Origin of the sequence: uncultured Sphingomonas sp. (assembly GCF_913776855.1) — a bacterium.
In the GTDB taxonomy this organism is placed as follows: domain Bacteria; phylum Pseudomonadota; class Alphaproteobacteria; order Sphingomonadales; family Sphingomonadaceae; genus Sphingomonas.
Map to the genome: position 1 here is coordinate 148,280 of NZ_CAJYQD010000039.1, position 25,877 is coordinate 174,156.

The 25,877-nt window shown below is 67.6% G+C and carries 24 protein-coding genes and 1 tRNA gene; 2 read left to right on the plus strand and 23 right to left on the minus strand.

Going from position 1 to position 25,877, the window contains the following annotated elements; genetic code table 11:
• Positions 1 to 33: 33 nt before the first annotated feature.
• From ftsZ to QZ755_RS12635, 22 genes are all read right to left on the minus strand, one after another.
• Positions 34 to 1,533, minus strand: a complete 1,500-nt coding sequence (gene ftsZ / locus QZ755_RS12530; RefSeq protein ID WP_294323298.1) for a cell division protein FtsZ — start codon at positions 1,531 to 1,533, stop codon at positions 34 to 36.
• A gap of 110 nt (positions 1,534 to 1,643) precedes the next feature.
• Positions 1,644 to 2,903 (minus strand): cell division protein FtsA, encoded by a 1,260-nt coding sequence (gene ftsA, locus QZ755_RS12535; protein WP_294323299.1) that lies wholly within the window; start codon positions 2,901 to 2,903, stop codon positions 1,644 to 1,646.
• A gap of 14 nt (positions 2,904 to 2,917) precedes the next feature.
• Positions 2,918 to 3,850 (minus strand): cell division protein FtsQ/DivIB, encoded by a 933-nt coding sequence (locus tag QZ755_RS12540; RefSeq protein WP_294323300.1) that lies wholly within the window; start codon positions 3,848 to 3,850, stop codon positions 2,918 to 2,920.
• Entirely contained in the window at positions 3,847 to 4,770 is a 924-nt protein-coding gene (locus QZ755_RS12545) for a D-alanine--D-alanine ligase (protein ID WP_294323304.1), read from the minus strand. Before QZ755_RS12545 ends, QZ755_RS12540 begins: the two co-directional genes overlap by 4 nt.
• A 172-nt stretch (positions 4,771 to 4,942) precedes the next feature.
• Positions 4,943 to 5,824: a UDP-N-acetylmuramate dehydrogenase gene (gene murB, locus QZ755_RS12550; RefSeq protein ID WP_294323306.1), complete on the minus strand. Its 882-nt coding sequence runs from the start codon at positions 5,822 to 5,824 to the stop codon at positions 4,943 to 4,945.
• The gene (locus QZ755_RS12555; RefSeq protein ID WP_242416285.1) at positions 5,821 to 6,015 is read right to left on the minus strand and encodes a hypothetical protein; all 195 of its coding nucleotides are present in this window, start codon (positions 6,013 to 6,015) and stop codon (positions 5,821 to 5,823) included. Before QZ755_RS12555 ends, murB begins: the two co-directional genes overlap by 4 nt.
• Positions 6,012 to 7,418: a UDP-N-acetylmuramate--L-alanine ligase gene (gene murC / locus QZ755_RS12560; RefSeq protein WP_294323309.1), complete on the minus strand. Its 1,407-nt coding sequence runs from the start codon at positions 7,416 to 7,418 to the stop codon at positions 6,012 to 6,014. Before murC ends, QZ755_RS12555 begins: the two co-directional genes overlap by 4 nt.
• Positions 7,415 to 8,560 carry an undecaprenyldiphospho-muramoylpentapeptide beta-N-acetylglucosaminyltransferase gene (murG, locus tag QZ755_RS12565; RefSeq protein ID WP_294323310.1) on the minus strand — a complete coding sequence of 382 codons (1,146 nt, stop codon included), beginning with the start codon at positions 8,558 to 8,560 and terminating at the stop codon, positions 7,415 to 7,417. Before murG ends, murC begins: the two co-directional genes overlap by 4 nt.
• On the minus strand, positions 8,557 to 9,780 hold the full coding sequence (locus QZ755_RS12570) for a putative peptidoglycan glycosyltransferase FtsW (protein ID WP_294323348.1): 1,224 nt from the start codon (positions 9,778 to 9,780) through the stop codon (positions 8,557 to 8,559). Before QZ755_RS12570 ends, murG begins: the two co-directional genes overlap by 4 nt.
• Before the next feature lie 5 nt (positions 9,781 to 9,785).
• The gene (gene murD / locus QZ755_RS12575; RefSeq protein ID WP_294323312.1) at positions 9,786 to 11,063 is read right to left on the minus strand and encodes a UDP-N-acetylmuramoyl-L-alanine--D-glutamate ligase; all 1,278 of its coding nucleotides are present in this window, start codon (positions 11,061 to 11,063) and stop codon (positions 9,786 to 9,788) included.
• Positions 11,060 to 12,130: a phospho-N-acetylmuramoyl-pentapeptide-transferase gene (gene mraY / locus QZ755_RS12580; protein WP_055820980.1), complete on the minus strand. Its 1,071-nt coding sequence runs from the start codon at positions 12,128 to 12,130 to the stop codon at positions 11,060 to 11,062. The genes murD and mraY overlap by 4 nt, the downstream gene beginning before the upstream one ends.
• Entirely contained in the window at positions 12,130 to 13,500 is a 1,371-nt protein-coding gene (murF, locus tag QZ755_RS12585; protein WP_294323350.1) for a UDP-N-acetylmuramoyl-tripeptide--D-alanyl-D-alanine ligase, read from the minus strand. Before murF ends, mraY begins: the two co-directional genes overlap by 1 nt.
• Before the next feature lies 1 nt (position 13,501).
• On the minus strand, positions 13,502 to 14,917 hold the full coding sequence (locus QZ755_RS12590) for a UDP-N-acetylmuramoyl-L-alanyl-D-glutamate--2,6-diaminopimelate ligase (RefSeq protein ID WP_294323314.1): 1,416 nt from the start codon (positions 14,915 to 14,917) through the stop codon (positions 13,502 to 13,504).
• On the minus strand, positions 14,914 to 16,629 hold the full coding sequence (locus tag QZ755_RS12595) for a penicillin-binding protein 2 (RefSeq protein WP_294323315.1): 1,716 nt from the start codon (positions 16,627 to 16,629) through the stop codon (positions 14,914 to 14,916). The genes QZ755_RS12590 and QZ755_RS12595 overlap by 4 nt, the downstream gene beginning before the upstream one ends.
• Positions 16,626 to 17,198 carry a hypothetical protein gene (locus tag QZ755_RS12600; RefSeq protein WP_294323316.1) on the minus strand — a complete coding sequence of 191 codons (573 nt, stop codon included), beginning with the start codon at positions 17,196 to 17,198 and terminating at the stop codon, positions 16,626 to 16,628. The genes QZ755_RS12595 and QZ755_RS12600 overlap by 4 nt, the downstream gene beginning before the upstream one ends.
• Positions 17,195 to 18,145, minus strand: a complete 951-nt coding sequence (rsmH, locus tag QZ755_RS12605) for a 16S rRNA (cytosine(1402)-N(4))-methyltransferase RsmH (RefSeq protein ID WP_294323317.1) — start codon at positions 18,143 to 18,145, stop codon at positions 17,195 to 17,197. The genes QZ755_RS12600 and rsmH overlap by 4 nt, the downstream gene beginning before the upstream one ends.
• Positions 18,142 to 18,612, minus strand: coding sequence for a division/cell wall cluster transcriptional repressor MraZ (locus QZ755_RS12610; RefSeq protein WP_294323320.1), 471 nt, complete (start codon positions 18,610 to 18,612; stop codon positions 18,142 to 18,144). Before QZ755_RS12610 ends, rsmH begins: the two co-directional genes overlap by 4 nt.
• 400 nt (positions 18,613 to 19,012) lie before the next feature.
• On the minus strand, positions 19,013 to 19,294 hold the full coding sequence (locus QZ755_RS12615; RefSeq protein ID WP_294323322.1) for a hypothetical protein: 282 nt from the start codon (positions 19,292 to 19,294) through the stop codon (positions 19,013 to 19,015).
• 11 nt (positions 19,295 to 19,305) lie between these two features.
• Entirely contained in the window at positions 19,306 to 20,298 is a 993-nt protein-coding gene (locus tag QZ755_RS12620; protein ID WP_294323324.1) for a cysteine synthase A, read from the minus strand.
• Positions 20,299 to 20,383: 85 nt separating this feature from the next.
• Positions 20,384 to 21,175 carry a LysR family transcriptional regulator gene (locus tag QZ755_RS12625; protein WP_294323326.1) on the minus strand — a complete coding sequence of 264 codons (792 nt, stop codon included), beginning with the start codon at positions 21,173 to 21,175 and terminating at the stop codon, positions 20,384 to 20,386.
• On the minus strand, positions 21,172 to 21,570 hold the full coding sequence (gene apaG, locus QZ755_RS12630) for a Co2+/Mg2+ efflux protein ApaG (protein ID WP_294323328.1): 399 nt from the start codon (positions 21,568 to 21,570) through the stop codon (positions 21,172 to 21,174). The genes QZ755_RS12625 and apaG overlap by 4 nt, the downstream gene beginning before the upstream one ends.
• Positions 21,567 to 22,775 carry a PLP-dependent transferase gene (locus QZ755_RS12635; RefSeq protein ID WP_294323330.1) on the minus strand — a complete coding sequence of 403 codons (1,209 nt, stop codon included), beginning with the start codon at positions 22,773 to 22,775 and terminating at the stop codon, positions 21,567 to 21,569. The genes apaG and QZ755_RS12635 overlap by 4 nt, the downstream gene beginning before the upstream one ends.
• 88 nt (positions 22,776 to 22,863) lie before the next feature.
• On the opposite strand from QZ755_RS12635, the gene recJ reads away from it, so the two are divergent.
• Together recJ and QZ755_RS12645 are read left to right on the plus strand one after the other, a co-directional pair.
• A complete protein-coding gene (gene recJ / locus QZ755_RS12640) occupies positions 22,864 to 24,627 on the plus strand; it encodes a single-stranded-DNA-specific exonuclease RecJ (protein WP_294323333.1) in 1,764 nt (587 codons plus the stop codon).
• A 69-nt stretch (positions 24,628 to 24,696) separates the two neighbouring features.
• Positions 24,697 to 24,771: transfer RNA gene (locus QZ755_RS12645), tRNA-Glu, on the plus strand.
• 12 nt (positions 24,772 to 24,783) lie between these two features.
• On the opposite strand, the gene QZ755_RS12650 is transcribed toward QZ755_RS12645, so the two are convergent.
• Positions 24,784 to 25,877: hypothetical protein (locus tag QZ755_RS12650; RefSeq protein WP_366509177.1), on the minus strand; the 1,094-nt coding region annotated here is incomplete at its 5' end.

Sequence of the window (25,877 nt, forward strand, 5' to 3'; positions counted from 1 at the left end):
GCGTGAAGCACGAGACGGCATCGCGAAGGCGCCTTACTGGTTGTTCTGGCGGTGCAGGAAGCGCGGGATGTCCAGCGGTTCCTTGGCATCGTCGGTGCCGCGTGCCGGGGCGCGGCCGGCATTGGCCATGCGTTCGAACAGCGTGCCGCCGGGCTTGCGCGCCGGGGCTGCTTCCTCGCGCGGAGCCTCGGCCGGGGCGTCGGGGGTCAGCCAGCGGCGGCGGCCGTCGTTCGACGATGCGCCGAAGTCGCTGGCCGGGGTCGGCGCGGGCATCGGGGCCGCGGCCTGTTCGGCGCCCAGCACCAGTTCGTCCTCGTCCTGCGGCGCCGGAGCCGGTGCGTCATAGGTCGAATGCGGCACGATGCGTTCCGACGCCGACGGCTGGCTCGCCCCCTGCGGAAAGCGGTCCATTGGCGCGGGCGCCGGCGCTTCCTCCAGATGCTCGGCGGCGGCACCGCTGGGCGCGATCGGCGCGGCGGCGGGAGCGGCCGGACGGCGCGGTGCGTTGAACGAGAAGGCGCGGGTCGGTTCGGCCTGTGCCGGCTGCGGCGCGGCCTGCGACGGGGCTTCGTCCTCGATCCCGGTCGCGACGACCGAAACGCGGATCTTGCCTTCCAGTTCGGAATTGAACGCCGAACCCCAGATGATGTTGGCGTCGTCGTCGACCAGTTCGCGGATGTGGTTCGCGGCTTCGTCGACTTCGAGCAGGCGCATGTCGTCGCCGCCGGTGATCGACACGATCACGCCCTTGGCGCCGTTCAGCGACACGCCGTCGAGCAGCGGGTTGGCGATCGCCTGCTGCGCGGCTTCGATCGCGCGGTTGTCGCCCTCCGCCTCGCCAGTGCCCATCATCGCCTTGCCCATTTCCTGCATCACCGAGCGCACGTCGGCGAAGTCGAGGTTGATGAGACCGGGCATGACCATCAGGTCGGTGATGCCGCGCACGCCCTGCTGCAACACTTCGTCCGCCATTTCAAAGGCTTGCTTGAAGGTCGTGTTTGCGTTCGCGATCAGGAACAGGTTCTGGTTCGGAATGACGATCAGCGTGTCGACATATTTCTGCAGCTCTTCGATGCCGGCCTCGGCCGACTTCGCACGGCGCTTGCCCTCGAACGCGAACGGACGGGTCACGACGCCAACGGTCAGGATGCCCATCTCGCGCGCCGCCTTGGCGATCACGGGAGCCGCGCCGGTGCCGGTGCCGCCGCCCATGCCGGCGGCGATGAAGCACATATGCGCGCCCTCGAGCGACTTCTGCACCTGCTCGATCGTTTCCTCGGCCGCCGCGCGTCCGATTTCGGGACGGCTGCCGGCGCCCAGCCCTTGCGTGATCTTTGCGCCCAGCTGAATACGCTGCGGCGCTTCCGACTGCTTCAGCGCCTGTGCGTCGGTGTTCGCGACGAGGAACTCGACCCCCTGCACCTCGGCACGGATCATGTTCGCGATCGCGTTGCCGCCGGCCCCGCCGACGCCGATCACGGTGATGCGCGGGGTCAGTTCGTCGACGTCGGGTGCCAGAAATTCGATGCTCATACTCGGTCTCCCTGTCCCGGCCGGCACCGGGTACAAAATTCGATAGGCGGTTGTGCATCAAGCCGAAGGACGATCCTAGCCCCTCCACCCGGCCCGATGGTAATAAATCGTCAATAGTTGGCGCGGAATGCGGTCAACAGACGCTGGAACAGCGCCCCCGTGCTGGGCCGCGATACCATTTGCTGGGTCGGTTGCAGCGCGCGCAGGTCGACCGGGTTCGACGCGGCGAACATGGCAAGGCCGGCGAGCGTCGCGAATCCCGGTCCCGAATGCGCATCGGGCAGCGCCGCCAGACCCCGCGCACGCCCGACGCGGACCGGACGGCCCAGCGCCTGCTGCGCATAGTCTGCGATCCCCTTCAGCTCGGCACCGCCGCCGGTCAGCACGACCTGTCGCCCGACCGGATCGTCGAAGTTCAGGCGGCGGAGTTCCTTGGAAATTTCGGCGACCAGCCGGTCGAGCCGCTGTCGGATGACCGAGATCAGCTGCGCACGGGTGATCCGCGTGCCCTCCGCATCCTCGTCCGCCCGCACCGGGGCGACGTCGATCATGTCGTGATTGTCGCGCGGGGACATGTTGGCCGAACCGTAGAAGCATTTCAGCCGTTCGGCCTGCGCACGGTTGGTGCCGAAGGCGGAGGCGACGTCATCGGTGATGTCGCTGGCCCCCATCGCGATCGAGGCGAGGCCGGTCAGCACGCCGTTGGCGAAGACCGAGACGTTGGTGATCCCCGCGCCGATTTCGACCAGCGCAACGCCCAGCTCGCGCTCTTCCTCCGACAGGCAGGCAAGCCCGGTCGCGACGGGTGCGGCCACGATCGATTTGGTTTCGAGATGCGCCGAGCGGACGCAGAGGTCGAGATTGCGCACCGGCGAGCCTTCGGTCGCGACCACGTGGATTTCCACGCCCAAGCGATCGGCGTGCAGCCCCTTCGGCTCCTTCACCCCGCCAAGGCCATCGAGCGTGTAGCGCATCGGTTGCGCGTGCAGCACCATCCGCTGACCCGGATCGATCGCGTTGCGGCCGGCCTTCAACAGCGCATCGATGTCCGATTGTTCGACCCGGTGGCCGCCCAGATCGACCTCCAGCTTGACGATATCGGACACCAGACCGCCGGCCGAGAAGCTAACCCAGACATCCTCGATATTGAAGCCGGCGATGCGTTCGGCCTGCTCCACGGCTTCGCGAACCGCCGTCTCGGTCGCCTTCATGTCGGCGATGTAGCCGCGCTTGACGCCCCGGCTCTCGCGCTGGCCGGTGCCGAGCACGGTCAGTTCGCCACCCTCGCCCGGCTTCGCGATCAGCGCGGACACCTTCGACGTGCCGATATCGAGCGCGGTGATGATCCCTTCCGGTGCCAATTTCGCCATGGTCCTGCCCCCTGTCAGTCGCCGTCGACCGGTTTCGCGGTCGCGGCGCTGTTGCCCTGTTCGCTGCCGTCGTCATCGTTATCCGGTGTCGCATGTTTCATCCGCACGACCAGCTTGGTCGGATCGCGCAGGTCGAACCGGTCATAGCCCTTGCCAAGCAGGCCGAGCGTACCGTCGAGTTGCGCGAATTTCACCAGCGCGCGGGCCGATTCCTTGTCACCTTCGGGCAGGACCAGCCGCTCGCCGGTCTGGAACAGGATGTCCCAGCGGCGATTGCCGACCCACACCGCCGCCTTTACCACCGGTTTCAGCGCGGGCGCGGCGGCCATCAGCTTGCGATAGGCCGGTTCCTGCGCATTGGCGCCGTCGCCGATCACGAGCGGCAGGCGCGGCATCTTGTTGGGCTGCACGCCGTCGAGCAGCACACCGCCCTCGTCGATCAGCATCAGCTGCCCCTTGTTCTGCCAGACCGCAGCGGGGTCGCGTTCGACCACATCGACGACCAGCGTGTCGGGCAGCCGGCGCGATACGCGGGCGTCGGCGATCCAGCCATAGTCGAGCAGCTTCTGCCGCGTGGCGTCGAGATCGACCAGCGGCATCGCTCGCGACCGCTGGTCGAGGGCGACGGCATAGACCGAGGTCGCGTCCATCCGCTTGAGGCCGGTCACCTCAATCTGTTCGACGCGGAAGCCGGCGGCACCGACCGCTTCGGCGGCGGCGACACCGACCATGCCGAACAGGCCGAACCAGTTGGCAAGCGCCAGCGCGATCGCCCCTGCCCCGGCGGTCAGGCTCCACCCGACGATGCGGCGCGCGGTGGCGGCCCCGCCGGGCAGCGCGGCGACGGCCTGGTCGAGGACCGAGGCACGGACCGGGCGCTTGGTCTGGACCCGGCGCTTGGGCTTCACGGTGCGGGTCTGGACGACGCGCTTGCCGGTCTGGGTCATCGCATCGCCTCTTCCACGATCCAGCCGACGAGTTGCTCGTAGCTCATGCCGACATGGCGCGCCTGTTCGGGGACGAGGCTTAGCGGGGTCATGCCGGGCTGGGTATTGGTTTCGAGGACGAAGAGGCCATCGATGCCCTGGCTGTCGTCCCAGCGGAAATCGGTGCGCGATGCGCCCTTGCACCCTAGCACGCGGTGGGCGGTGACGGCATAGGCCATGCACGCCTGCGCGATGTCGTCGGGAATGTCGGCCGGGCAGACATGTTCGGTCATGCCGTCGGTATATTTGCTGTCGTAGTCGTAGAAGCCGCTCTTGGGCTTCAATTCGGTCACGCCCAGCGCCCGGTCGCCAAGGACGGCGGTGGTCAGTTCGCGCCCGCGGATGAAGGGTTCGGCGAGGAGTTCGTCGAACTCGACCCACGGCCCCTTGGCGTCGGCGGCGATCGGGTTGCCGTAATTGCTGTCGTCGGTGACGATCGCGACGCCGACCGACGAGCCTTCGCTCACGGGTTTGAGGACATAGGGGCGCGGCAGCGGATCGCGTTCGAACAGTTCGGCGGTCTTGACGATGCGGCCGCCGGGCATGGGAACGCCGGCGGGAACAAGGGCGTGCTTGGTCAGCACCTTGTCGATCGCGATGACCGAGGTGGCGAGGCCGCTATGGGTGTAGCGGAGGCCCATCAGGTCCATCATGCCCTGCACGCTGCCGTCTTCGCCCGGCGAGCCGTGGAGCGCGTTGAACACGAGGTCGGGCTTCGCTTCGGTCAGGCGCGCGGCGATGTTGCGGTCCATGTCGATGCGGGTAACGCGGTGGCCGAGCGATTCGAGGGCAGTCGCGACGCCGGCGCCGGACATCAGCGAGACTTCGCGTTCCGACGACCAGCCGCCCATGAGGACGACGATATGCAGGGGGTCGGTCACGCGGTCGGTTCCTTAGTTATTTTGCAAGTTCCGTTCGCTTCGAGCGCAGGGTCGAACGAAGTCGAAACGCGTAGTCGAGAAGAGCTTGCCCCAAACGGCCAAGTTCTCGACGGGCGCTTCTCGACAGGCTCGAAGCTGCTCGAACCGAACGGGTTGGATGGGGCTAGGTTCGTCACCTCCGCCCCACCCGCTGGATTTCCCACTCCAACGTCACGCCCGAAGCGGCAAGCACCTTCGCGCGGACGTCCTCGCCCAAGGCTTCGATATCCGCGCTGGTGGCACTGCCGGTGTTCAGCAGGAAATTGCAATGCTTTTCCGACACCTGCGCGTCGCCGCGCGTCAGGCCGCGACAGCCGGCGGCGTCGACCAGTGCCCAAGCCTTGTGCCCCTCCGGGTTCTTGAAGGTCGAACCACCAGTCTTGCTGCGCAGCGGTTGCGAGGCTTCGCGCGCGGCGGCGATGCGGTCCATTTCGGCCTGGATGGCGGTCGGCTCGCCAGCTTCGCCGCGGAAGGTGGCGGCGACGACGATCGCGCCGTCGGGCAGGTCGCTGTGGCGGTAGCGGTAGTGGAGGTCGGCCGCCGAAAGCGTTGTAAGCGTCCCGTCGCGGGTCACGACCTGCGCATTCACCAGCACGTCCGCCACCTCGCGGCCATAGGCGCCGCCGTTCATCCGCACGAAGCCGCCGACCGTGCCGGGAATCGAGCGCAGGAATTCGACGCCGGCAATGCCGGCATCGCGCGCGGTCGAAGAGACGAGGATGCCGCTCGCTCCGCCGCCGCAGCTAAGCGTCAGGCCGTCTACCACAACCTTGGCGAAGGGCTTGCCGAGACGCACGACCACGCCCGGTACGCCGCCGTCGCGAACGATCAGGTTGGAACCTAGCCCCAGCCCCATGACCGGCACCGCGGGGTCGAACGCGCGGAGGAAATCGCACAAATCGTCCGTGTCGGCCGGTTCGAACAGCCACTCGGCCGCACCACCCGCCTTGAACCAGACGAGCGGCGCCAACGCGGCGTTCGGAGTGAGCCTGCCACGAACCAGCGGCAGGGTCATTTGCCGCTGCCCCAGAAGCGCGCCCAGGCGGTCCATGCCTCTGCCTGCGCATCGGCGATCTGCTTGCCGACCTCCGTCATGTCGCGCGTCTCGGCGGTGTCGAGCAGCTTCTTGGCTGCGTCGAGCTGCGCCTGTTGCGCGCGCAGGATCTCGCGCTGCATCTCGATCGCGGTGGAGAACCAGTCGCTCATGCCAGCCGCTCCCCAATGGCGGCAGGCAGGCCGGCCGCGATCTTCGTAATGTCGCCCGCGCCGAGGCAGACGATCAGGTCGCCGTCCTGGCCCTCCGCAGCGAGCGCGGTCGCCAGCGCGTCCTTGTCGACCGCGACCTGTGCCGAGCGGTGGCCGCGCAGGCGGATGCCGTCGACCAAAGCCTCGGCACTGACCCCTTCGACCGGCGCTTCGCCAGCGGCATAGACCGGCAGGACATGGACCGCATCGGCGTCGTTGAACGCCTGTGCAAACTCATCCATCAGCGCGCCCAGCCGCGAATAGCGGTGCGGCTGGACGACGGCGATCACGCGGCCGCCGGTCGCTTCGCGAGCAGCGGAGAGGACCGCCCGGATTTCGACCGGGTGATGGCCGTAATCGTCGATCACGGTCATGCCGGCGACCTCGCCGACGCGGGTGAAGCGGCGCTTCACGCCGCCGAACTTGGCGAACCCCTGCGCGATGGTCGCGTCGTCCAACCCCAGTTCGACCGCGACGGCGATCGCCGCCAGCGCGTTCTGGACATTATGGCGGCCGGCCATCGGCAGGTGGATGCCCTCGATCGTGCGGGTATTGCCGTCACGGTCGCGCACCACACAGTCGAAGCGATTGCCGTCGCGGCCCGCCGTCACTTCCACGCCGCGCACGTCTGCTTGCGCTGCGAAGCCATAGGTGACGATGCGGCGGTCGCGGATGCGCGGGATCAGCGCCTGCACTTCCGGATGGTCGAGGCATAGAACCGCCGCGCCGTAGAAGGGCACGTTCTCGATGAACTCGACATAGGCGTCCTTCGCCCGGTCGAAGCTGCCATAATGGTCGAGATGTTCGGGATCGATATTGGTCACGACCGCGATCGTGCCGTCAAGGCGCAGGAAGCTGCCGTCGCTCTCGTCCGCCTCAACCACCATCCAGTCCGAGGCGCCCAACCGCGCGTTCGAGCCGTAGGAGTTGATGATCCCTCCATTGATGACCGTCGGGTCGACGCCACCGGCATCGAGCAGCGCGGCGATCAGCGAGGTCGTGGTCGTCTTGCCATGGGTGCCCGCAACCGCGACGGTCGATTTCAGCCGCATCAGTTCGGCGAGCATCTCCGCGCGGCGCACGACCGGGATTCGCTTGGCGAGCGCATGGTCGCGCTCCGGATTGCCGGGCTTGATCGCGGTGGAGGTGACGACGACCGCCACACCCTCCACATTCTCCGCGCGGTGGCCGATATGCACGTCGATGCCACGCGCGCGCAGCCCGTCGACGACATAGCCCTCGGCCACGTCCGACCCCTGCACCTTATAGCCGAGATTATGCATCACCTCGGCAATGCCCGACATGCCGATGCCGCCGATGCCGACGAAATGGATCGTGCCGATGTCGGTAGCGACGCCCTTCACGCAAATGCTTCCTTCTGTCGTTGGGCGGGGGCTCGCCTGCCCACTTTCGCCCTGGGTGCGTCGATGCTCTCGACCAGATCGGCGAGGTCGCGGACGGCGAACGGCCGCCCACAACTCCGCGCTCGCGCCGCTGCATTGGCGAGCGCAGCGGGATCGAGGCCGAGCTTCTGGATCTGCTTGGCCAGTTCCGGCGCGGTGAACTGCGTCTGCTGGATCGATCGCGCGCCGCCGGCGGCGACGATTTCCCGGCAGTTCGCCGTCTGATGATCGTCGGTCGCGCCGGGCAGCGGCACGAGGATCGCGGGGCGGCCGGCGGCGGTCAGCTCGGCGATGGTCGAGGCACCGGCGCGGGCGATCACGACATGGCTCCATGCCAGCCGATCGGGCAGGTCGGGGAGATAGGTCGCGATTTCCGCCGGAATGCCGTGTTCGGCGTACTTGGCGCGGACCGCATCGATATCCTCGATCCGCGCCTGATGCGTCACCTGCATCCGCCGGCGGAACGCGACGGGGAGCAGCGCGAGGCCGTCGGGCACGACCTGGCTCAGGATGCTTGCCCCCTGGCTGCCACCGGTGACCAGCACGCGGAAGATGCCTTCGTCGTCCAGCGCCGGATAGGGCCGCTCACGCAAGGCCAGCACGGCTTCGCGGACCGGATTGCCGACCAGATGCGTCTTGGGAACGTGACTGTCCTTCAGCCGCTCGACCCGTTCGTAGCTGGTGGCGATGCCATTCACGCTGCCCGCGACCAGCCGGTTGACGCGGCCCAGCACGGCATTCTGTTCGTGGACGATCGTCGGCACCTTCTGCGCGAAGGCGGCGAGCAGCGCGGGGAGCGCCGGATAGCCGCCGAAACCGATCACGGCGGAGGGGCGGAAGGTCTTGTACAGTTCGATCGCCATCGACCGCCCGGCTAGCATCTGCCGCGCGGCCTTCGCCCAGCCGATCGGGCCGCCGCTCAGGCGTCCGGCGGGCAGGACATGGGTCTGAATGCCGTCGAACAGGTCGGGAAAGCGCACGCCGCGTTCGTCGCTGACCAGCGCGACCCGGTGGCCGCGCCGGGTCAGTTCGGTCGCCAGCGCCGCGGCGGGGACCATATGCCCCCCGGTGCCCCCGGCGGCGAGGACATAATGCTTGCTCATTTCGCTGCGCTCCAGCGCTGTGGGCCGTAAGGTGAGCGGCTCAGATACGGGTTGCGGCGCGTGAAAGCGAGCAGCAGTCCCATGCCGATCGACAGCGCGATCATCGACGACCCGCCATAGGAGATGAAGGGCAGCGTCATCCCCTTCGACGGGGCGATGCCGACATTGACCGCCATGTTGATGAGCGCCTGCGCCCCGAATTGCACCGCGAGGCCGGCGGCGGCGAGCAGCTTGAACGCATCCTCTTCGTCCAGCAGCCGGACGAAGACGCGGACGACGATGGCGAGGAAGATGACGGCGATGATGGCGCAGGCGATCAGGCCGAATTCCTCGCCCACCACCGCAAAGATATAGTCGGTGTGCGCCTCGGGCAGCTTGAACTTGACCCGACCGCCGCCCGGACCGGTGCCGATCGCGCCACCGGCGGTCAGCACGGCGTGGGCCATGTCGACCTGATAGCTGTCCGTCGCCGCGCTTGCCGGATCGGGGAACAGGAAGCCGTCGATGCGGACGCGTGCCGTGCCGTAGAAGGTATAGGCCGCGACGACCAACCCGACTCCCGCCGCGCCGAGCAGCGCCATGGTGCGCACCGCAATGCCCGAAATGATGAGCAGCGCGAGCCACACGCCGCAGAAGATCACCGTCTGCCCGAAATCGGGCTGGAGCATCAGGCTGCCCGCGATCACGGCGGTCAGTGCGCCGGTGACCCACAGCATCGGCAGCTGCGGGTCCTTGGCGCGCAGCGACAACAGCCATGCCGTCGTGACGATGAACATCGGTTTCAGGAACTCGGACGGCTGGAACTGCCCAATGCCGAGGTTGATCCAGCGCCGCGCGCCGTTCGCTTCGACCCCGACGAAGGGCGTGACCATGAGTGCGAGGACCAGCACCCCCGCGCCCAGCAGGCACAGCCGCCGCGCGACCGTAACCGGCAGCATCGACACGACGATCATCACCGGAAAGGACACCGCGATCCACCCGGCCTGTCGCCAGAAATACATCATCGGCGGCACGGTGACGTCGCCGCCCGAATAGCGGACGGCGGATGCGGGCGACGCGGCGGCTACCGCGACCAGCCCGATGGCGATCAGCACCATCGCGATCAGCAGCAGCACCCGGTCGACTTCGCGAAACCACGCGCCGATCGGCGAGCGCGCGCTGCGACCCTGCAACGTCTCCACCCGCTGGCGCAGCGCCCGGACATCGCGCCCGCGACCCATATCAGTCATTGCAATGCCCCCACTGCCGTCGCGAAGGCGCGGCCCCGCGCTTCGAAATCACTGAACTGGTCGAACGACGCACACGCCGGCGACAACAGCACGGTATCGCCCGGCCGCGCCGCTGTCGCGGCCAATTTTACCGCCTCGTCCAATGTGTTGGCAATGGTTACGGCCAAGTCGGGCGCGAGCAGCTCGGCAAAGCGTTCGGCGGCGGTGCCGATGGTGTAGGCGTGGACGACATTGCCGAAACCAGGGCGGCAGGCGTCGAGGTCGTCGGACTTGGCGAGGCCGCCGACGATCCAGTAGATGCGCTTGAACGCGTTCAGTGCGGGCGCGGTGGAATCGGGGTTCGTCGCCTTGCTGTCGTCGACATAGGCGACGCCGTTGACGTCGGCGATGTGCGCCATGCGGTGCGGGAGCGCGCGGTAGGTTCGCAGACCGGCGCGGATGGTGTCGGCGTCGAGGCCGAGCGCCTCGCATACGGCGATGGCCGCAGCTGCGTTCTGCGCATTGTGCGGGCCGGCGAGCGCGGGGCCATGGGCGGGGGCGTCGTCGGGCACGGCGATGCGCGTCGCGTGCGGCACGGTGTCGGCGATGGCGGTCGAGGCGGCGTCGCCGATGCCGACGATCGCCGCGTGCCCCGCCGACTGCATCGCGAACAGGCGAGCCTTCGATGCGGCATAGGCGTCGAACCCGGCATAGCGGTCGAGATGGTCGGGCGTGATGTTGAGCAGCACCGCGACGTCGCAGTCGAGGGTGCGCGTCAGGTCTATCTGGTAGCTCGACAGTTCGAGGACGTAGACGCCACCGGCCGGCAGCGGGTCCTGTGCCAGGATCGGGAGGCCGATATTGCCGCCCATCCGTGCGGGGATTCCGGCCTGATCGAGGATGTGGTGGATCAGCGCGGTGGTGGTCGACTTGCCGTTGGTGCCGGTGATGCCGACGACCTTGTGCGGTGGCAGGTCGCCGCGGGCCTGGGCGAAGAGTTCGATGTCGCCGATGATCGGCGTGTCGCCGGCGTGCTGTGCGATCGGATGCCGGTTGAGCGGGACGCCCGGCGACACGACGACGCCATCGAAACCGGTGAGGTCGATCGTCAGCGGGTCGGCCAGCGTCAGTTCCTCGCCGCGTGCGGGGAGGAACTGGTTGCGCTTCGCCTCGTCGCCGTCCCACGCCACGACTTCCGCACCCCCGGCCAGCAACGCGCGCACCGTCGCCGCGCCGGAACGGGCGAGGCCCAGCACCGCGAACTTTTTCCCCGCCCAGGTGGCAGCGGTAATCACCGCAGTTTAAGCGTCGAGAGGCCAGCCAGCGCCAGCACGAAGGCGATGATCCAGAAGCGGATCACGACTGTCGCCTCGGCCCAGCCGAGCTGTTCGAAATGATGGTGGATCGGCGCCATGCGGAAGATGCGCTTGCCGGTGCGCTTGTACCAGAACACCTGAATAATGACGCTCAGCGCCTCGACCACGAACAGCCCGCCGATGATCGCCAGTACGATCTCGTGATGCGACGACACCGCGATCGCACCGAGCGCACCGCCCAGCGCGAGGCTGCCGGTATCGCCCATGAACACCGCCGCGGGCGGTGCGTTGTACCACAGGAACGCCAGCCCCGCGCCGACGATCGCGCCGCAGAACAGCGCAAGGTCGCCCGCGCCCAGCACGTGCGGGATGCCGAGATAGGCCGCGAATTTCGCGTTGCCGACCATGTACACAATCAGCATCAGCGCGACCGAGGCGATGATGACCGGCATCGTCGCGAGGCCGTCCAGCCCGTCGGTCAGGTTCACCGCATTGCCGAACGCGACGATCGTAAAGGCGGCGAACAGGATGTAGAACGGCCCCAGATCGATCGCGACGTTCGAGAAGAACGGCACGTAGAGCATCGTGCCGGTCTGGCGGATGATGATCCAGCTGGCGATGCCGGCGATCAGGAATTCGAGCAGCAGGCGCGTCCGGCCCGACACCCCCGCCGTGCTGGCCTTTCGCACCTTGTCATAATCGTCGAGGAAGCCGATCGCGGCAAACCCCAAGGTCACGAACAGGCACGCCCAGACGAACGGGTTGGCAAGGTCCATCCACAGCAGCACCGAGGTGGCGAGCGCGGTCAGGATCATCAGCCCGCCCATGGTCGGCGTGCCGCGCTTGGCGAGATGGCTTTGCGGCCCGTCGAGGCGGATCGGCTGCCCCTTGCCCTGCCGGACGCGCAGCCAGCCGATGAAGCGCGGACCGATGACGAGGCCGATCAGCAGCGCCGTCGCGGTTGCCGCACCGGTGCGGAACGACAGATAGCGAAAGAGGTTCAGAACCCCCGGAAAGCCGAGATATTCGGCGATTTCGTACAACATCAGTCCTGGCCCCACAGGTCGGCGACGACCCGCGCCAGCCCCACCCCGTTCGATCCCTTTACGAGTACCGCGTCGCCCGGCGCGATCAGGTCGGACAGGACCAGCGCAGCGGTGGCGGCGTCGGGCACATGGACGGTTTCGATGCGGCCCTCAAGCGCCTTGGCCAGCGGAAGCATCCCCTGCCCCACCAGCACGGCGCGCGAAACGCCCGCTTCGTCGATAGGGACCGCCAGCGCGGCGTGATAGGCGTCGGACGAGTCACCCAGTTCGCGCATTTCGCCCAGCACCGCGATGCGACGATCGGCGCGTTCGGCGGCCAGCACCTTCAGCGTCGCCCGCATCGATGCCGGGTTGGCATTGTAGCTTTCATCGATCAGCAATGCCTCGCCACCCGCCAGGGTCACGCGGCGACGCGCACCACGACCGGCAAGACCCGCAAGATCGGCCAGCGCGAGGCCGGCAACGCCGAGGTCCCCGCCGATCGCATCGACCGCCGCCATCACCGCCAGCGAATTGGCGACCCAATGCTCGCCCGGCGGCGCAAGGGTGTAGCTGACTTCGCGCGAACCCAGCCGCGCGGTAACGAAGCTGTCGCCGCCCGACATGCGGACATGCTCGATCGCGCGGACATCGGCGCCGTCGCGCAGGCCGAAGGTCACGATCCTGCCGGCGTGCGGGCGCGCGGCGGCGATCAGCGTGTCGCGATGCGGGCTGTCGAAGGGGATGATGGCGGTGCCGCCTTCGACCAGTCCTTCGAAAATTTCCCCCTTGGCGCGGGCGATCGCGTCCTCGCCGGTGAAGAACTCGGTATGGGCCGGCGCGATGGTCGTGACGATGGCGACTTCGGGCCGGACCAGTCGGGTCAGTTGCGACAGCTCGCCCGCATGGTTCATGCCCATTTCGAACACCGCAGCCTGCGTGGCGGCCGGCATCCGGGCGAGGCTCAAGGGCACGCCGGTATGGTTGTTGTAGCTTTTGACCGAACGATGCGCGTTGCCGTGGGTGATCCGGTCGATCGCGGCGTAGAGCGCTTCCTTGGTCCCGGTCTTGCCGACCGATCCGGTGACGCCGATGATCCGCGAGCCGGTGCGTGCGCGCGATGCGGTGGCGAGCTGGTTCAGCGCGACGGTGGTGTCATCGACCAGGACGTGCGGGCCATCGACCGGGCGCGACACGATCGCCCCGCCCGCACCCTGCGCAAAAGCCTGCGCGACGAAGCGGTGGCCGTCGGTCGCTTCGCCCGACAGCGCGACGAACAGGTCGCCCTGCCCCACTTCACGGCTGTCGAAGGCGACGCCGTTCACGGCAAAATCGGTGGAGGCAGTGCCCCCGGTCGCGGCGGCGATGGCGGCGGCGGTCCAGAGCGGCAGGTCAGCCGGCACAGTCACGTGCCACCTGTACGTCGTCGAACGGCAGGATCATGTCGCCGACGATCTGGCCCTGTTCATGGCCCTTGCCCGCGATCAGCACGATGTCGCCGGGTTGCGCCATCCTGCACGCAGCGGCAACGGCAGCGCGGCGGTCGCCGATTTCGGTAGCGTTCGGGGCACCGGCCAGCACCTGCGCACGGATCTGCGCCGCATCCTCGGTCCGGGGATTGTCGTCGGTGACGATCGCGACGTCGGCCTGTGAGGCCACGACCTCTCCCATCGGCGCACGCTTGCCGTTGTCGCGGTCGCCGCCCGCACCGAACACGACGATCAGCCGCCCTTCGGCATGGGGACGCAGCGCGGCGATGGCGGCCTCCAGCGCGTCGGGGGTATGGGCGTAATCCACATAGACCGGGGCGCCATTGGGGAGGATCACCGCCCGTTCCAGGCGTCCGCGCACCGGCTGCAACCGGGCGAGGCCGGCGAGCGTCGCGGCAAGCGATCCGCCGGTCGCCAGTACGAGGCCGGCGGCGGTCAGCGCATTCGCGGCCTGATAGGCGCCGATCAGCGGCAGCTGCACCTTGTGGGTCGCGCCCTCCGCCTCGATGGTCAGCGCCTGTCCCAGCAGGCTCGGTTCCCGGCCGGTCAGGCGCAGCGTCTCGCCATGTTCACCAACGGTGATCAGGCGGTTGCCGCGCACCCGCGCCAGATCCATGATCCGGTCGGCATGGGGGTCGTCGATCCACACCACCGCCGTCCCGTCGTCGGCGAGGACTTCGGAGAACAGGCGCAGCTTGGCCGTCAGGTAGCTTGCCATGTCGCCATGATAGTCGAGATGGTCGCGGCTGAGATTGGTGAAGGCGGCGGCGCAGACCGGCAGCCCTTCGGTGCGATATTGCGACAGGCCGTGGCTCGACGCCTCGAACGCGACATGGGTCACGCCCTCGCGCGCGAGGCCGGCGACGTTCGACAGGAAGGTTACGATGTCCGGCGTGGTGAGGCCGGTGACCACGCGTTCGTCGGCGGTCGTCACGCCCAGCGTACCGATCGACGCCGCATGATGCCCCTGCATCCGCCACAGCTGTCGCACCATTTCGACGGTGCTGGTCTTGCCGTTGGTACCGGTCACCGCGATGCAGGTCGGCGGGAACGGCGCGAAGAAGGTCGCGGCAGCGCGCGCGAACGCCTCGCGCGGATCGCGGGCGGCGATATGCACCGCGCCCTCTACCACCGCTTCGGGCCGGGCGACGATGGCGATCGCACCGGCGGCGATCGCGGCGGGGATAAAGTCCTCACCATTTACCCGCGCTCCTTCGAACGCGCCGAAGATGGTGCCGGGTGCGACCTTGCGATGATCGATCGCGAAGCCGGTCACCGTTTGCGGTTCGTCGCCGCCCGTGATCGTTCCTAATTTCATTCGACGTTCGCCAGCTTCTTCGCATCCCCCGGCGCCCGCCACAGCAGCGAGCGCAGTCCGGCGAGGTCAATATCGGCATTGCCATCGGGAATCACCCCCAACAGCGGGCCGGTACGCGAAATCACCCGGCTGACCACCGGCGCGGCGGTCCACGCGGCGCTGGTGAAGCCGAAGGTTTCCTTCGTCCCCTTCGGGCTGTCGAGCATCGCGATCACGACATAGCGCGGACGGTCCATCGGAAAGACCGCGGCAAAGGTCGAAACGTTGACCTTCTTGGAATAGCCGCCGCCCGCGCCGACCGTTTCCGCCGTGCCGGTCTTGCCACCGACACGGAAGCCCGGTGCCTCCGCCTTGCGGCCGGTGCCGTCGGTCACGACGAGACGGAGGAGGCCACGCATCTTCGCGCTGGTCGCTTCGGTGAAGACGCGGCGGCCGGCGGGGGCCTGACCCGGCTTCAGCTTCAGCATGGTCGCCGGGCGCCAGATGCCGCCGTTCACGAGCGCGGCATAGGCGCTGGCGAGATGCAGCGGCGTCACCGCAATGCCGTGGCCATAGGCGGTGGTCATCGTGGTCGTGCGGCCCCAGTAATGCGGCCAGATCGGGCGCGACTTTTCGAGTTCGATGTCGGGCGACGCATCGAAATGGAGCGAGCGGAACAGGTTTTCCATCCGCGCCTGCCCCATTTCGTCGGCAATCCGCGCGGTCGCGATGTTCGACGAATGGACCAGCGTTTCCGGCACGTTCAGCCACCGCTTCTGCGCATGGTCGTCGCGGATGCGGAAGCCACCGACGGCGAGCGGCTGGGTCGCATCGTACCGCTTCGACAGCGACGGCACGACGCCGCTGTCGAGGGCTGCGGCCATGGTCAGCGGCTTGAACGCCGAACCCAGTTCGTACACGCCCTGCGTCACGGTGTTCATCTGGCCGGTATTGGCGGTCACGGCATTGGGGTTGAACGTCGGCAGCGAGGTCATGGCGATCACTTCGCCGGTATCGCTGTCCAGCACGATCCCGCCGGCGCCGCGCGCCTGGAACACCGCCATCGCATTGGCCAGCTCGCTTTCCAGCGCGGCCTGCACGCGCAGGTCGAGGCTCAATGCGACCGGGCGACCGCGCTCGGCCGGGTCGACCAGCCGGGCGTTCAGGAACTTCTCCATGCCGCGCACGCCGCGCCCGTCCATGTCGAGATAGCCCAGCGCATGGGCCGCCATCGCGCTTTGCGGATACAGGCGTTCGGGTTCGCGACCCAGCACGATCCCCGGATCGCCCAGCGCATTCACCGCCTGCACCAGTTCGGGCAGTGCGCGGCGGCGCAGATAGACGAAGTTGCGGTCGAGATTGAGCTGCGCGTAATAATAGCGAGCGTCATGTTCGGGCATCAGCTGGGCAAGCTGCTGCGCCAGCTGTTTCTTGTCGCCGATCACCTTGTCCGGGCGGACCGCGATCGACCAGGCATCGATGGTGCGGGCGAGCGGCGCGCCGTTGCGATCGACCAGATCACCGCGCAGCGGGACCAGTGCCGCCTCCGCCGCGATCGCCGAGCGCGGCTCGGCGGCGACCGCCAGCAGCATCAGCCGCGCGAGAATGACCGTGACGCCCGCCGCGAACAACAGCATCAGCACCATCAACCGGTAATGGGCGATGTTGACCAACGTATGCCGCGCACCGTCGGCCCGTTGCTGGTTGAGGGGGGGCGCCACGACGACGATCACGGCCGGGCCGCTTCCTTGCGCGCCGACCGGGCAAGGTCGGCCATCGTGGCGTCGCTGAGCAGCGTGCGGTCGAGCATCGCCACGGCGCGTGCCTTGGCCGGGATGACCGCCGCCGTCCGCACCGCGCCGACCGGCTTCACGACGGGCTTGCCCTTTGCACCCTTTGCCGGGGTCGCGACGGGGGCGGTGGCGAGAGCCGGTTCGGGCGTCGCCGCCGCCATTTCCATCGGCGCACTGGGCACGACATAGGCGAGCGCGACGTTACCGCCCTCGGTACGCCCCGGCAGCGAGGCCAGCTGATGCTCGCCCCCGACATATTGTTCGGCACGCGGCGCCGCGAGCGCCAGCACGTCGCCGTTCCAGCGCTCGAGCTGCGCCATGTTCGCACGGGTGTCGAATTCGGTTTCCAGCGCGCGGATGTCCTTGCGCGCCTGCACGATCGAGCGTTCGACCGCCTCGACCCGGCCGCGTTCCGCCGCCCCCTGCGAAATGACGAGGTAGAAGGCCGGCGCCATCACGCCGACCGCCACCAATTTGCCAAGGGTCCCGAACCCGAACGTACCCATCACATCGCACTCCCGTTCGAACTCCACGGCGCGGACGCCGTGCGAAGGCCCGCGCGCAGCGTAGCCGACCGTGCGCGCGGGTTAACCGAAATTTCTTCGTCGCTGGGCCGCACCGCCTTGGCGATGTCGCCAAAGCTGGGCGCCGGCCCCTGCGCCACGACCGGCCGGTGGCGCGACCCGGCGGGCATCGTCCCGCCGCGTTCGCGCAGGAACCGCTTCACGATGCGGTCCTCGAGGCTGTGGAAGCTGACCACCGACAGCCGCCCGCCGGGCCGGAGCACCCGCTCCGCCGCGTCGAGCCCGGCGGTCAGTTCGCCCAGTTCGTCGTTCAGGTGGATGCGGATCGCCTGGAACGCGCGGGTCGCCGGGTCCTTCTTTTCATGCGGGCGATGGCCCAGCGCCCGACGCACGACGGCGGCCAGTTCGCCGGTCCGCGCCAGCGGCCGCGCGCCGACGATGAAGTTCGCGACACGGCGATGGCGCGGTTCCTCGCCATAGCGGTCGAGTACGTCAGAAATCTCGGCCTCGGCGGCGGTGTTCAGCCATTCGGCGGCAGTGATGCCCTCACGGCTCATCCGCATGTCGAGCGGACCGTCATACTGAAAGGAAAAGCCGCGATCCGCCTGATCGAGCTGCATCGACGACACGCCGATGTCCATCACGACGCCATCGACCGCATCGATCCCGCGCGCAGCCAGTTCGCTCGCCATCGCCGAAAACGGCGCCTGGATCAGCGTCAGGCGCTCGCCCGCCTCGGCCAGCAGCGGCGCGGCGGCGGCGTGCGCGGTCGGATCGCGATCGAACGCCACGACCCGTGCGCCGGCCGCCAGCATCGCGCGGGTATAGCCGCCCGCGCCGAAGGTCGCGTCGACATGGACCTCGCCCGGCTGGATCGACAGTGCGGCGACCGCCTCGGCCATCAGGACGGGGATGTGCGGCGCGTCGGTCACAACAGGCCCTTTTCTTCCATCAGGAACTCGCACAGCTCGCGCGTGTCGGCGTCGATCTCCAGATCAGCGATCAGTGTGTGCGGGTCCCAGACGTTGAACGTGTCGCCACGGCCGTGGAAGAACGCCCATTTGTCGATCTTTGCCCGGCGACGATAGAAGGTCGGCAGGACGAAGCGCCCGGCACTGTCGAACGGCGCGGTTTCGAGGTTGCCGAACGCCTTGCCCGCGACATTATAGTCGGTGTCGGCATCCTCGTCGCTGCCCTGGGGTTTGCGCGAATACAGGATTTTCGGCCAGGCAGCATCGAAGGCGCTGAGGCAGACATGCTTGGCATGACGCTTGAGCAGCAGTTCGCGGGAATCGGCGTTCTTCTCCAGCACCGAGCGCAGCTTGGCAGGCACTGCGACGCGACCCTTCGCATCGACCGCCTGTAGCCCGTAGCTCAGGTAGAGTTCCCTCTCCAACACAGCCCCTGTTCGGTCACGCAGGAGAAGCGTCGCCCGCCGGCAAATACGCGCCGGGCGGTGTGTAGCGACGATCCCAGGACCTGCCCCCTGTGACGTTTCGAGACGTACCAAATGCTATCATGGGTCACAATGGGAGAAGTTGGGTGAGAATGGGAAAAAGCACCACTGGCGGGGCGATTTTGGGATGTACGTTGTTTGTTCTGCCAATATTTTTGGGCGAGCGTGGGCGGGACGCTGGGACGGCGCCCCACCGGGCAGGAAACGGTACGGAAAGACGCGGGGGTTCGAACGCTGGGACGCCTGCGCCCCGTAAGCAACGGCCGACCCTGCGGCCTATCGTCGTCTGCTGGTCCCGGCTTGTGCCAGCATGACCTTCGCGATGTCGATCAGAGCGACAGGTTCAGCGAATCTCTGGAGTCGCGATGTTCCCGCTGGGCGCGGCGCCGGGGGAAATGCCCAGTTCGGCCAGCGGCTCGTCCGGGTTGCCGGTCGGCGTCAGGTTGGCGACCGCGACATTGGCCTGTTCATCGACCGTCGCGACATCCTCACCGATCGGGGCTTCGTCGATCGCCGAGCGGAACAGCGCGCTGGCAAGGATAATGAGCAGCACGACCAGCACCAGTCCGGTCGCGCCGACACGCAGGCGTTGCAATAATTGGGACTGGTCCGATCGCGGCGTCATCTGCACGGCTGTTACGCCGAAGTCGCTCCGCTGTCGACCGCCAACCCTTTTGCCGCCAGCCATTCGGGATTGTACAGGGTGGACAGATAGCGAAAGCCGGTGTCACACAGGATCGTCGCGACCCGGCTGCCCGGCCCCAATTGCCGCGCCAGCAGCACCGCGCCCGCCACGTTGATCCCCGACGACAGGCCAAGGCACAGCCCCTCCTCCGCCAACAGCCGGCGGACCCAGACCATGCCCTCTTCATCCGACACGCGGAACTGGGTGTCGATCGGCGCGCCGTCGAGGTTCGCGGTGATCCGCCCCTGCCCGATGCCCTCGGCGACCGACGATCCTTCGGAACGCAACTCGCCATGGGCGTAGTAGTCATAAAGCGCCGCGCCATGCGGATCGGTCAACGCGATGGTGACCGATTCGTCCTTTTCCTTCAGGCCCAATCCGACACCGGCGAGCGTGCCGCCGGTGCCCGCCGCACAGGTAAAGCCATCGATCCGCCCGTCCATCTGTTTCCAGATTTCGGCGGCCGTGCCGGTGATATGCGCGCGGCGATTGGCGATATTGTCGAACTGGTTCGCCCAGATCGCGTTCGGGGTCTCTTCTGCGATACGCCGGCTGGTGTGGACGAAATGACCGGGGTTCGAATAGGGCGCGGCCGGGACCAGGACCAGCTCGGCACCCAGTGCGCGCAGCGTATCCATCTTCTCGCGGCTCTGCGTCTCGGGCATCACGATGATCGTGCGATAGCCCTTGGCATTGGCGACCAGCGCCAAGCCGATGCCGGTATTGCCGGCCGTCCCCTCGACGATCGTCCCGCCCGGCTGGATGAGGCTCCGCGCCTCCGCATCCTCGACGATCGACAGCGCGGCGCGATCCTTCACGCTGGCACCGGGATTGGCGAATTCGCACTTGGCGAAAATCTCCGCCCCGGCGGCTTCGCTGGGACCTTTCAGCCGGACGAGCGGGGTGTTGCCGATCAGGGCGAGCGTATCGAGGGCGGTATGCATGGGGGTGAGATGGCGCGGGACGCCCGCCGGGGCAAGCGCGCGGGCGGGTAGAATGGATTGAGGCCGGGCAAAGGTGGCTTGTGCGCTACCCCGCCAATGCGTCGACCAGCGCCTTCACCTTCGACTGCCGCCATTGCGGCAGCGGCGCGACAAGCCAGTAGCCCATGCGCCCCGACGCCGGTTCCCCGACCACCGCGATCCGTCCGGCGGCGATGTCGTCGCGGGCGAGCAGTTCGGGCACGGTCGCCCGCCCCAGCCCCGCCGCCGCCGCATCGATCGCAAGGCCCGCATCGGCGACCCGGACCAGCGCGGTCGCATCCTCCGGATTGCAGCCGGGCCAGCCGATCCGCGTATCGGCACCGCCACCGGCGCGTTCGACGGTGACCATGCCGTCCGATTCGAGCGCCTCGCCCTCATGCGCGCCCGGCCCTTCGCCCCAGCGGATGGCAAGGTCGAGATTGGCTTCGGTGAAGTCGAGCGCATCGTCGGCCGCGACCAGCGCGAAGCGCAGGTCGGGATCGGCGGCGGCGATGCGCGACAGGCGGGGGAGCAGCCATTTTTGCGTCAGGTCGCGCGGCGCGGCAATGGTCAGCGACTTCGACGATTGCCCGGCCTGCATCGCGCGGACCGCTTCCTCGAATTGCAGGAAACCGCCGCGCAACGCGGCCAATCCGGCCTCACCCTCCGGCGTCAGCTCCAGCCCGCGGGTCGTACGGCGGAACAGCACGACGCCCAGCGTATCCTCCAGCGCGCGGACCTGCTGCCCCACCGCCGCAGGGGTCACCGCCAGTTCGTCGGCGGCGCGGGTGAAGGACAGGTGTCGCGCGGCAGCGTCCAGCACGCGCAGGCCGTTCAGCGGCAGGTGCGTCCGCTTCATGCGCCGACCGCCGGTGCCAGCAGGGTGAAGCGCGGGATCGCCACGTCGAACGTATCCCCATCATCGGCCAGCATGTGATAGCTCCCCTGCATCGCTCCGGTCGGGGTCGTCAGCGGACAGCCCGATACATAATCGAAGCTGCCGCCCGGTTCGATCACGGGCAACTCGCCGATCACGCCTTCGCCCTCCACGCTATGCCGTTCGCCGCGCCCGTCGGTGATGATCCAGTGGCGGGTGAGCAGCTGCACCGTCCGGTCCGAATCATTCTCGATCCGGATATGATAGGCCCAGAACCAGCGCCCCTGCGCCGGTTGCGACTGTTCGGGCAGATAGGTCGCCGATACCCGCACCACGATACCGCCGGTCGTCGCCTCGTGCGGGAACAGCGCCTTCATAGGGCGACCGCGCGCAACGCCTGGTCGAGGTCGGCGATCAGGTCGTCCGCATCCTCCAGACCCACATTGATGCGGATCATGCCTTCGGAAATGCCCATCTCGATCCGCTTTTCCTCGGCCACGCCCGAATGGGTGGTGGAGGCCGGATGCGTCATCAGCGAGCGCGAGTCGCCGATATTGTTCGAGATATCGATCAGTTGCAGCGCATCGAGCAGCCCGTGGGCCTGCGCCCGCCCGCCGTCGAGTTCGAAAGAGAAGATCGGCCCGGCCATCTTCATCTGGCGCATACACAGGTCGTGCTGCGGATGGCTGGGCAGGCCCGGCGCATTGATCTTCGGCACGCGCCCTTCGAGGAAGCTTGCGACCTTCAGCGCATTTTCTGACTGGCGCATCACGCGCAGGTCGAGCGTCTCCAGACCCTTCAGCACCACCCAGGCGTTGAACGCGCTGAGCGTCGGGCCGGTGTTACGGGTGAAGGGCAACAGCACGTCGTCGATGAACGCCTTCGTCCCGCACACCGCACCGGCCAGAACCCGGCCCTGTCCTTCCATAAGCTTCGTCGCGCTATAGGCTACCACGTCCGCGCCGAAGTCCATCGGGCGTTGCAGTGCGGGGCTGGCAAAGGCGTTGTCGACCACGGTGACGATGCCCCGCTCACGTGCGGCTGCGCAGATCGCGGTCAGGTCGGCGACGTCCATCGTCGGATTGGCCGGCGTTTCGAAGAACCAGACCTTCGTGTTCGGGCGGCTGGCATCGATGAACGCCTGCGGATCGCGCGCATCGACCACGTCGGTTGCGATGCCGAACTTGGGCAGCAGCGTGTCAGTCAGCCAGCGACACGACCCGAACGCGGCGCGCCCGCCGACCAGGTGGTCGCCCGCCGACAACTGGCTGAGCAGTGCCGCCGTCATCGCCGCCATGCCGGTCGCCATGGTACGACACGCCTCGGCTCCTTCGAGCAGGGCGATGCGTTCTTCCAGCATCTCGACGGTCGGGTTCTGCAACCGCGAATAGGTCATGCCGACCTGTTCGCCCGCAACGCGCGGGGCGGCGTCGCCGGCACAGTCATAGGCATAGCCCGAGGTGAGGAACAACGCCTCCGACGTTTCGCCATATTCGCTGCGCGCGGTGCCCCCGCGCACGGCCTGCGTTGCGGGACGCCAGGTGGCGGTGATGCTGCGGTCTTGTCCGGTCTTGCGCTTCATGGCGCCGTCTTTGCGCGCTCGGGGCAAGAATTTCCAGTGGAGATGCGCCCCGCTGGACCGCCCTGCCGCCAAGGGGTAGAGCGCGGCGATGCGTTCCGTACTCAATGTGCATCGCTCGATCCTGGGCCAGCCATGGCGCTGGCGCGGGTTGGAGGGCGATGTGTGCAACGACGGGTTCGTCGCCGACGATCTCGTCACCCGTATCCTGCTGGCCCGTGGCTGTCCGCGCGAGGCGCTGGCCGCGCACAAGGCGCCCAGCATCCGCGAATTCATGCCCGACCCGTCGATCTTCCGCGACATGGACCGCGCCGCCGAGCGACTGGCCGACGCAGTGATGGCGAAGGAGCCGGTCGCGATCTTCGGCGATTACGACGTCGATGGTGCGACGTCGGCCGCGCTGCTGGTGCGGTTGCTGCGCGACCTGGGCCTGGCCGCCCGCCCCTATATCCCCGACCGCCAGCGCGAAGGGTATGGCCCCAACGCGCCAGCGATGCTGCGGCTGGCGCGCGAAGGTGCCACGCTGATCGTCACGGTCGATTGCGGGGCGCAGGCGTTCGAGGCACTCGCCGCCACGCGCGACGCCGGGGTCGATGTACTGGTGGTCGATCACCACCAATGCACGACCGAGCTTCCCCCCGCCCTCGCCATCGTCAACCCGAACCGGCTGGATGAGGGCGCAGGGGCGGCGCACGGACATCTGGCGGCGGTCGGGGTCGCGTTCCTGCTGGCGGCGGCGCTGGTACGGACGTTACGCGCACGCGGCTTCTTTACCGGCCGCGCCGAACCGAAGCTGCTCGACCTGCTCGACCTCGTGGCGCTGGGGACCGTCGCGGACGTTGCCCAGCTCCGGGGACTGAACCGGGCATTCGTGGCGCAGGGACTGAAGGTCATGGCCCGGCGGCAGAATATCGGCATCGCCGCGCTGATCGAGGCTTCGCGCCTGACCCGCGCCCCGACCTGCACCGATCTCGGCTTCGCGCTCGGACCGCGCATCAATGCCGGCGGGCGGGTCGGCAAGTCGGACCTCGGCGTCCGGCTGCTGACGACACAGGACCCGGAAGAGGCCCGCACCCTCGCGGTCGAGCTGGACCGGCTGAACGAGGAACGCCGCCTGATCGAGGGCGATGTGCAGGCATCCGCCGACCTCTCGGCGCGCGCACAGGAATCGCGCGGCTGCGTCGTGGTGTCGGGACGCGGCTGGCATCCCGGCGTCATCGGCATCGTAGCCGGGCGGCTGAAGGAAAAGCTCGGTCGTCCGGTGCTGGTCATCGCGGTCGATGACCATGGCGTGGGCAAGGGGTCGGGCCGGTCGATCCCCGGCGTCGACATGGGCGCGGCGATCCTGGCCGCCAAGGAACTCGGGCTGGTCAGCGCAGGCGGCGGCCATGCGGCGGCAGCGGGCGTGACCGTCGCGGAGGCCGCGATCCCCGCCCTCGCCGATTTCCTGCACGCGCGGATGGCCGAACCGGTCGAGCGCGCGCGGGAGGACCGTGCGCTGCTGGTCGATGCGGTACTGGCGCCCGGCGGGGTCAGCCCACTGCTGATCGACGCGCTGGAGGCCGGCGGTCCGTACGGCATGGGCTGGCCCGCCCCGCGCGTGGCGGCGGGACCGGTGCGGATCGTGAAGGCGGATGTCGTAGGCAACGGCCATGTCCGCGCGATCGTGACCGGCGACGATGGCCGCCGGTTCAAGGGCGTGGCCTTTCGCCAGGCGGAAACCGACCTCGGCATGGCGCTGCTGGGCGCCCCGCCGCATCGCAAGCTGTGGCTTGCGGGCCGCGCAAAGCTCGACGACTGGGGCAGTCGCCCGACCGCCGAACTGCATATCGACGACATGGCGTGGGCCGATTGAGCAAAAAATCTGAAATAGCTGTTGACCGATCGCCGACCCTCTTCTAACAGCCCGTCCACGCCACCAGATGGCCCCTTCGTCTAGCGGTTAGGACGCGGCCCTTTCACGGCTGAAACACGGGTTCGATTCCCGTAGGGGTCACCACCCTTGAAAACACTAGGTTTTCTTGGCTGGTACATTAGCGGTTGCCCCCGTCAGCGGCATGATTTTGCCCCCGGTCATTCGCAGCGCTGCGTTCTTGGCAATCATTAGGGCCCTAGCCCGCTTCCCATAGTGACGTACGATTTCAGGTGACATGCCGAGGATCTCGCCAACCTCGGTGTCGTTCAAGCCGCACTCCAACTGGTAGCAGCACGCATTCTTCCGAAGCCCATGGAAGGTGAACGTAGCGCCGGCCGCAATGACCTCCCGCGCCGTCAAATCCAGCAGCACTTCTCGAACCGGAGGCTGGGCCATAAGTGCTCTCAGCCGCTCTTGAATTGCCCCAGTCGATTTGAATGGAGCACCAGTCCGTTCGTAGAGCAGGGTTACCGAGCGCCGAGGTAAACGCCGCAGTTCATCCTGCCAAAAGGGATGCATGGGTACGGCCACATCCTTTGTGATCCCACCCCTGCGGACTTTCTGTTGGGTAAATTGCATGATGCCGTTCGCAATCCAGCCATACTGCATGCGAATGCAATCGCCGACCCGCTGGCCGGAGCATAGTCCGGTGACAATCGCTAAGCGTGTCATAGGGGTTGCTTCCTCCAAACACACCGCAAGAAGGTCGGCCGGCCAAGGCTCGTGCTCACCGATCTTTAGAATGGGCACGTCAGCAGCCGGATTATCGTCACGGATCCCTATCCGCATCGCGTGCTTCATCAGACTGCCGAAAACGCTAAGCCAAACATTTGCCTTTCCGGGCGTCTCGGCCAAAGTGTCGCGCAGACGGTAGACGTGTACCGGTCGCACACCCGACACCGAACGATGTCCATGCTCAACTCCTATCATTTGCAGATAGCGGAGTTGATTTTCACGCGTCTTCATACTCTTGACGTTCCATTCGGGGCTTCGTCGGTAATCAGCAATCAACCAAGCTAGTGAGCCGTGCGGCAGCGGGGCTGATTTAGCGTCGGGCTGACTCAGACGAGCATATTCGGCGGGAAAATCAGGACTGTTGATCGCCGGTAGTCGGATGTACGTGTCCTTCCCTGCGACCTTGCGCCGGAAATACAGCAAGCCCTTGCGTTCGGTGACATTCTTCAACGTAA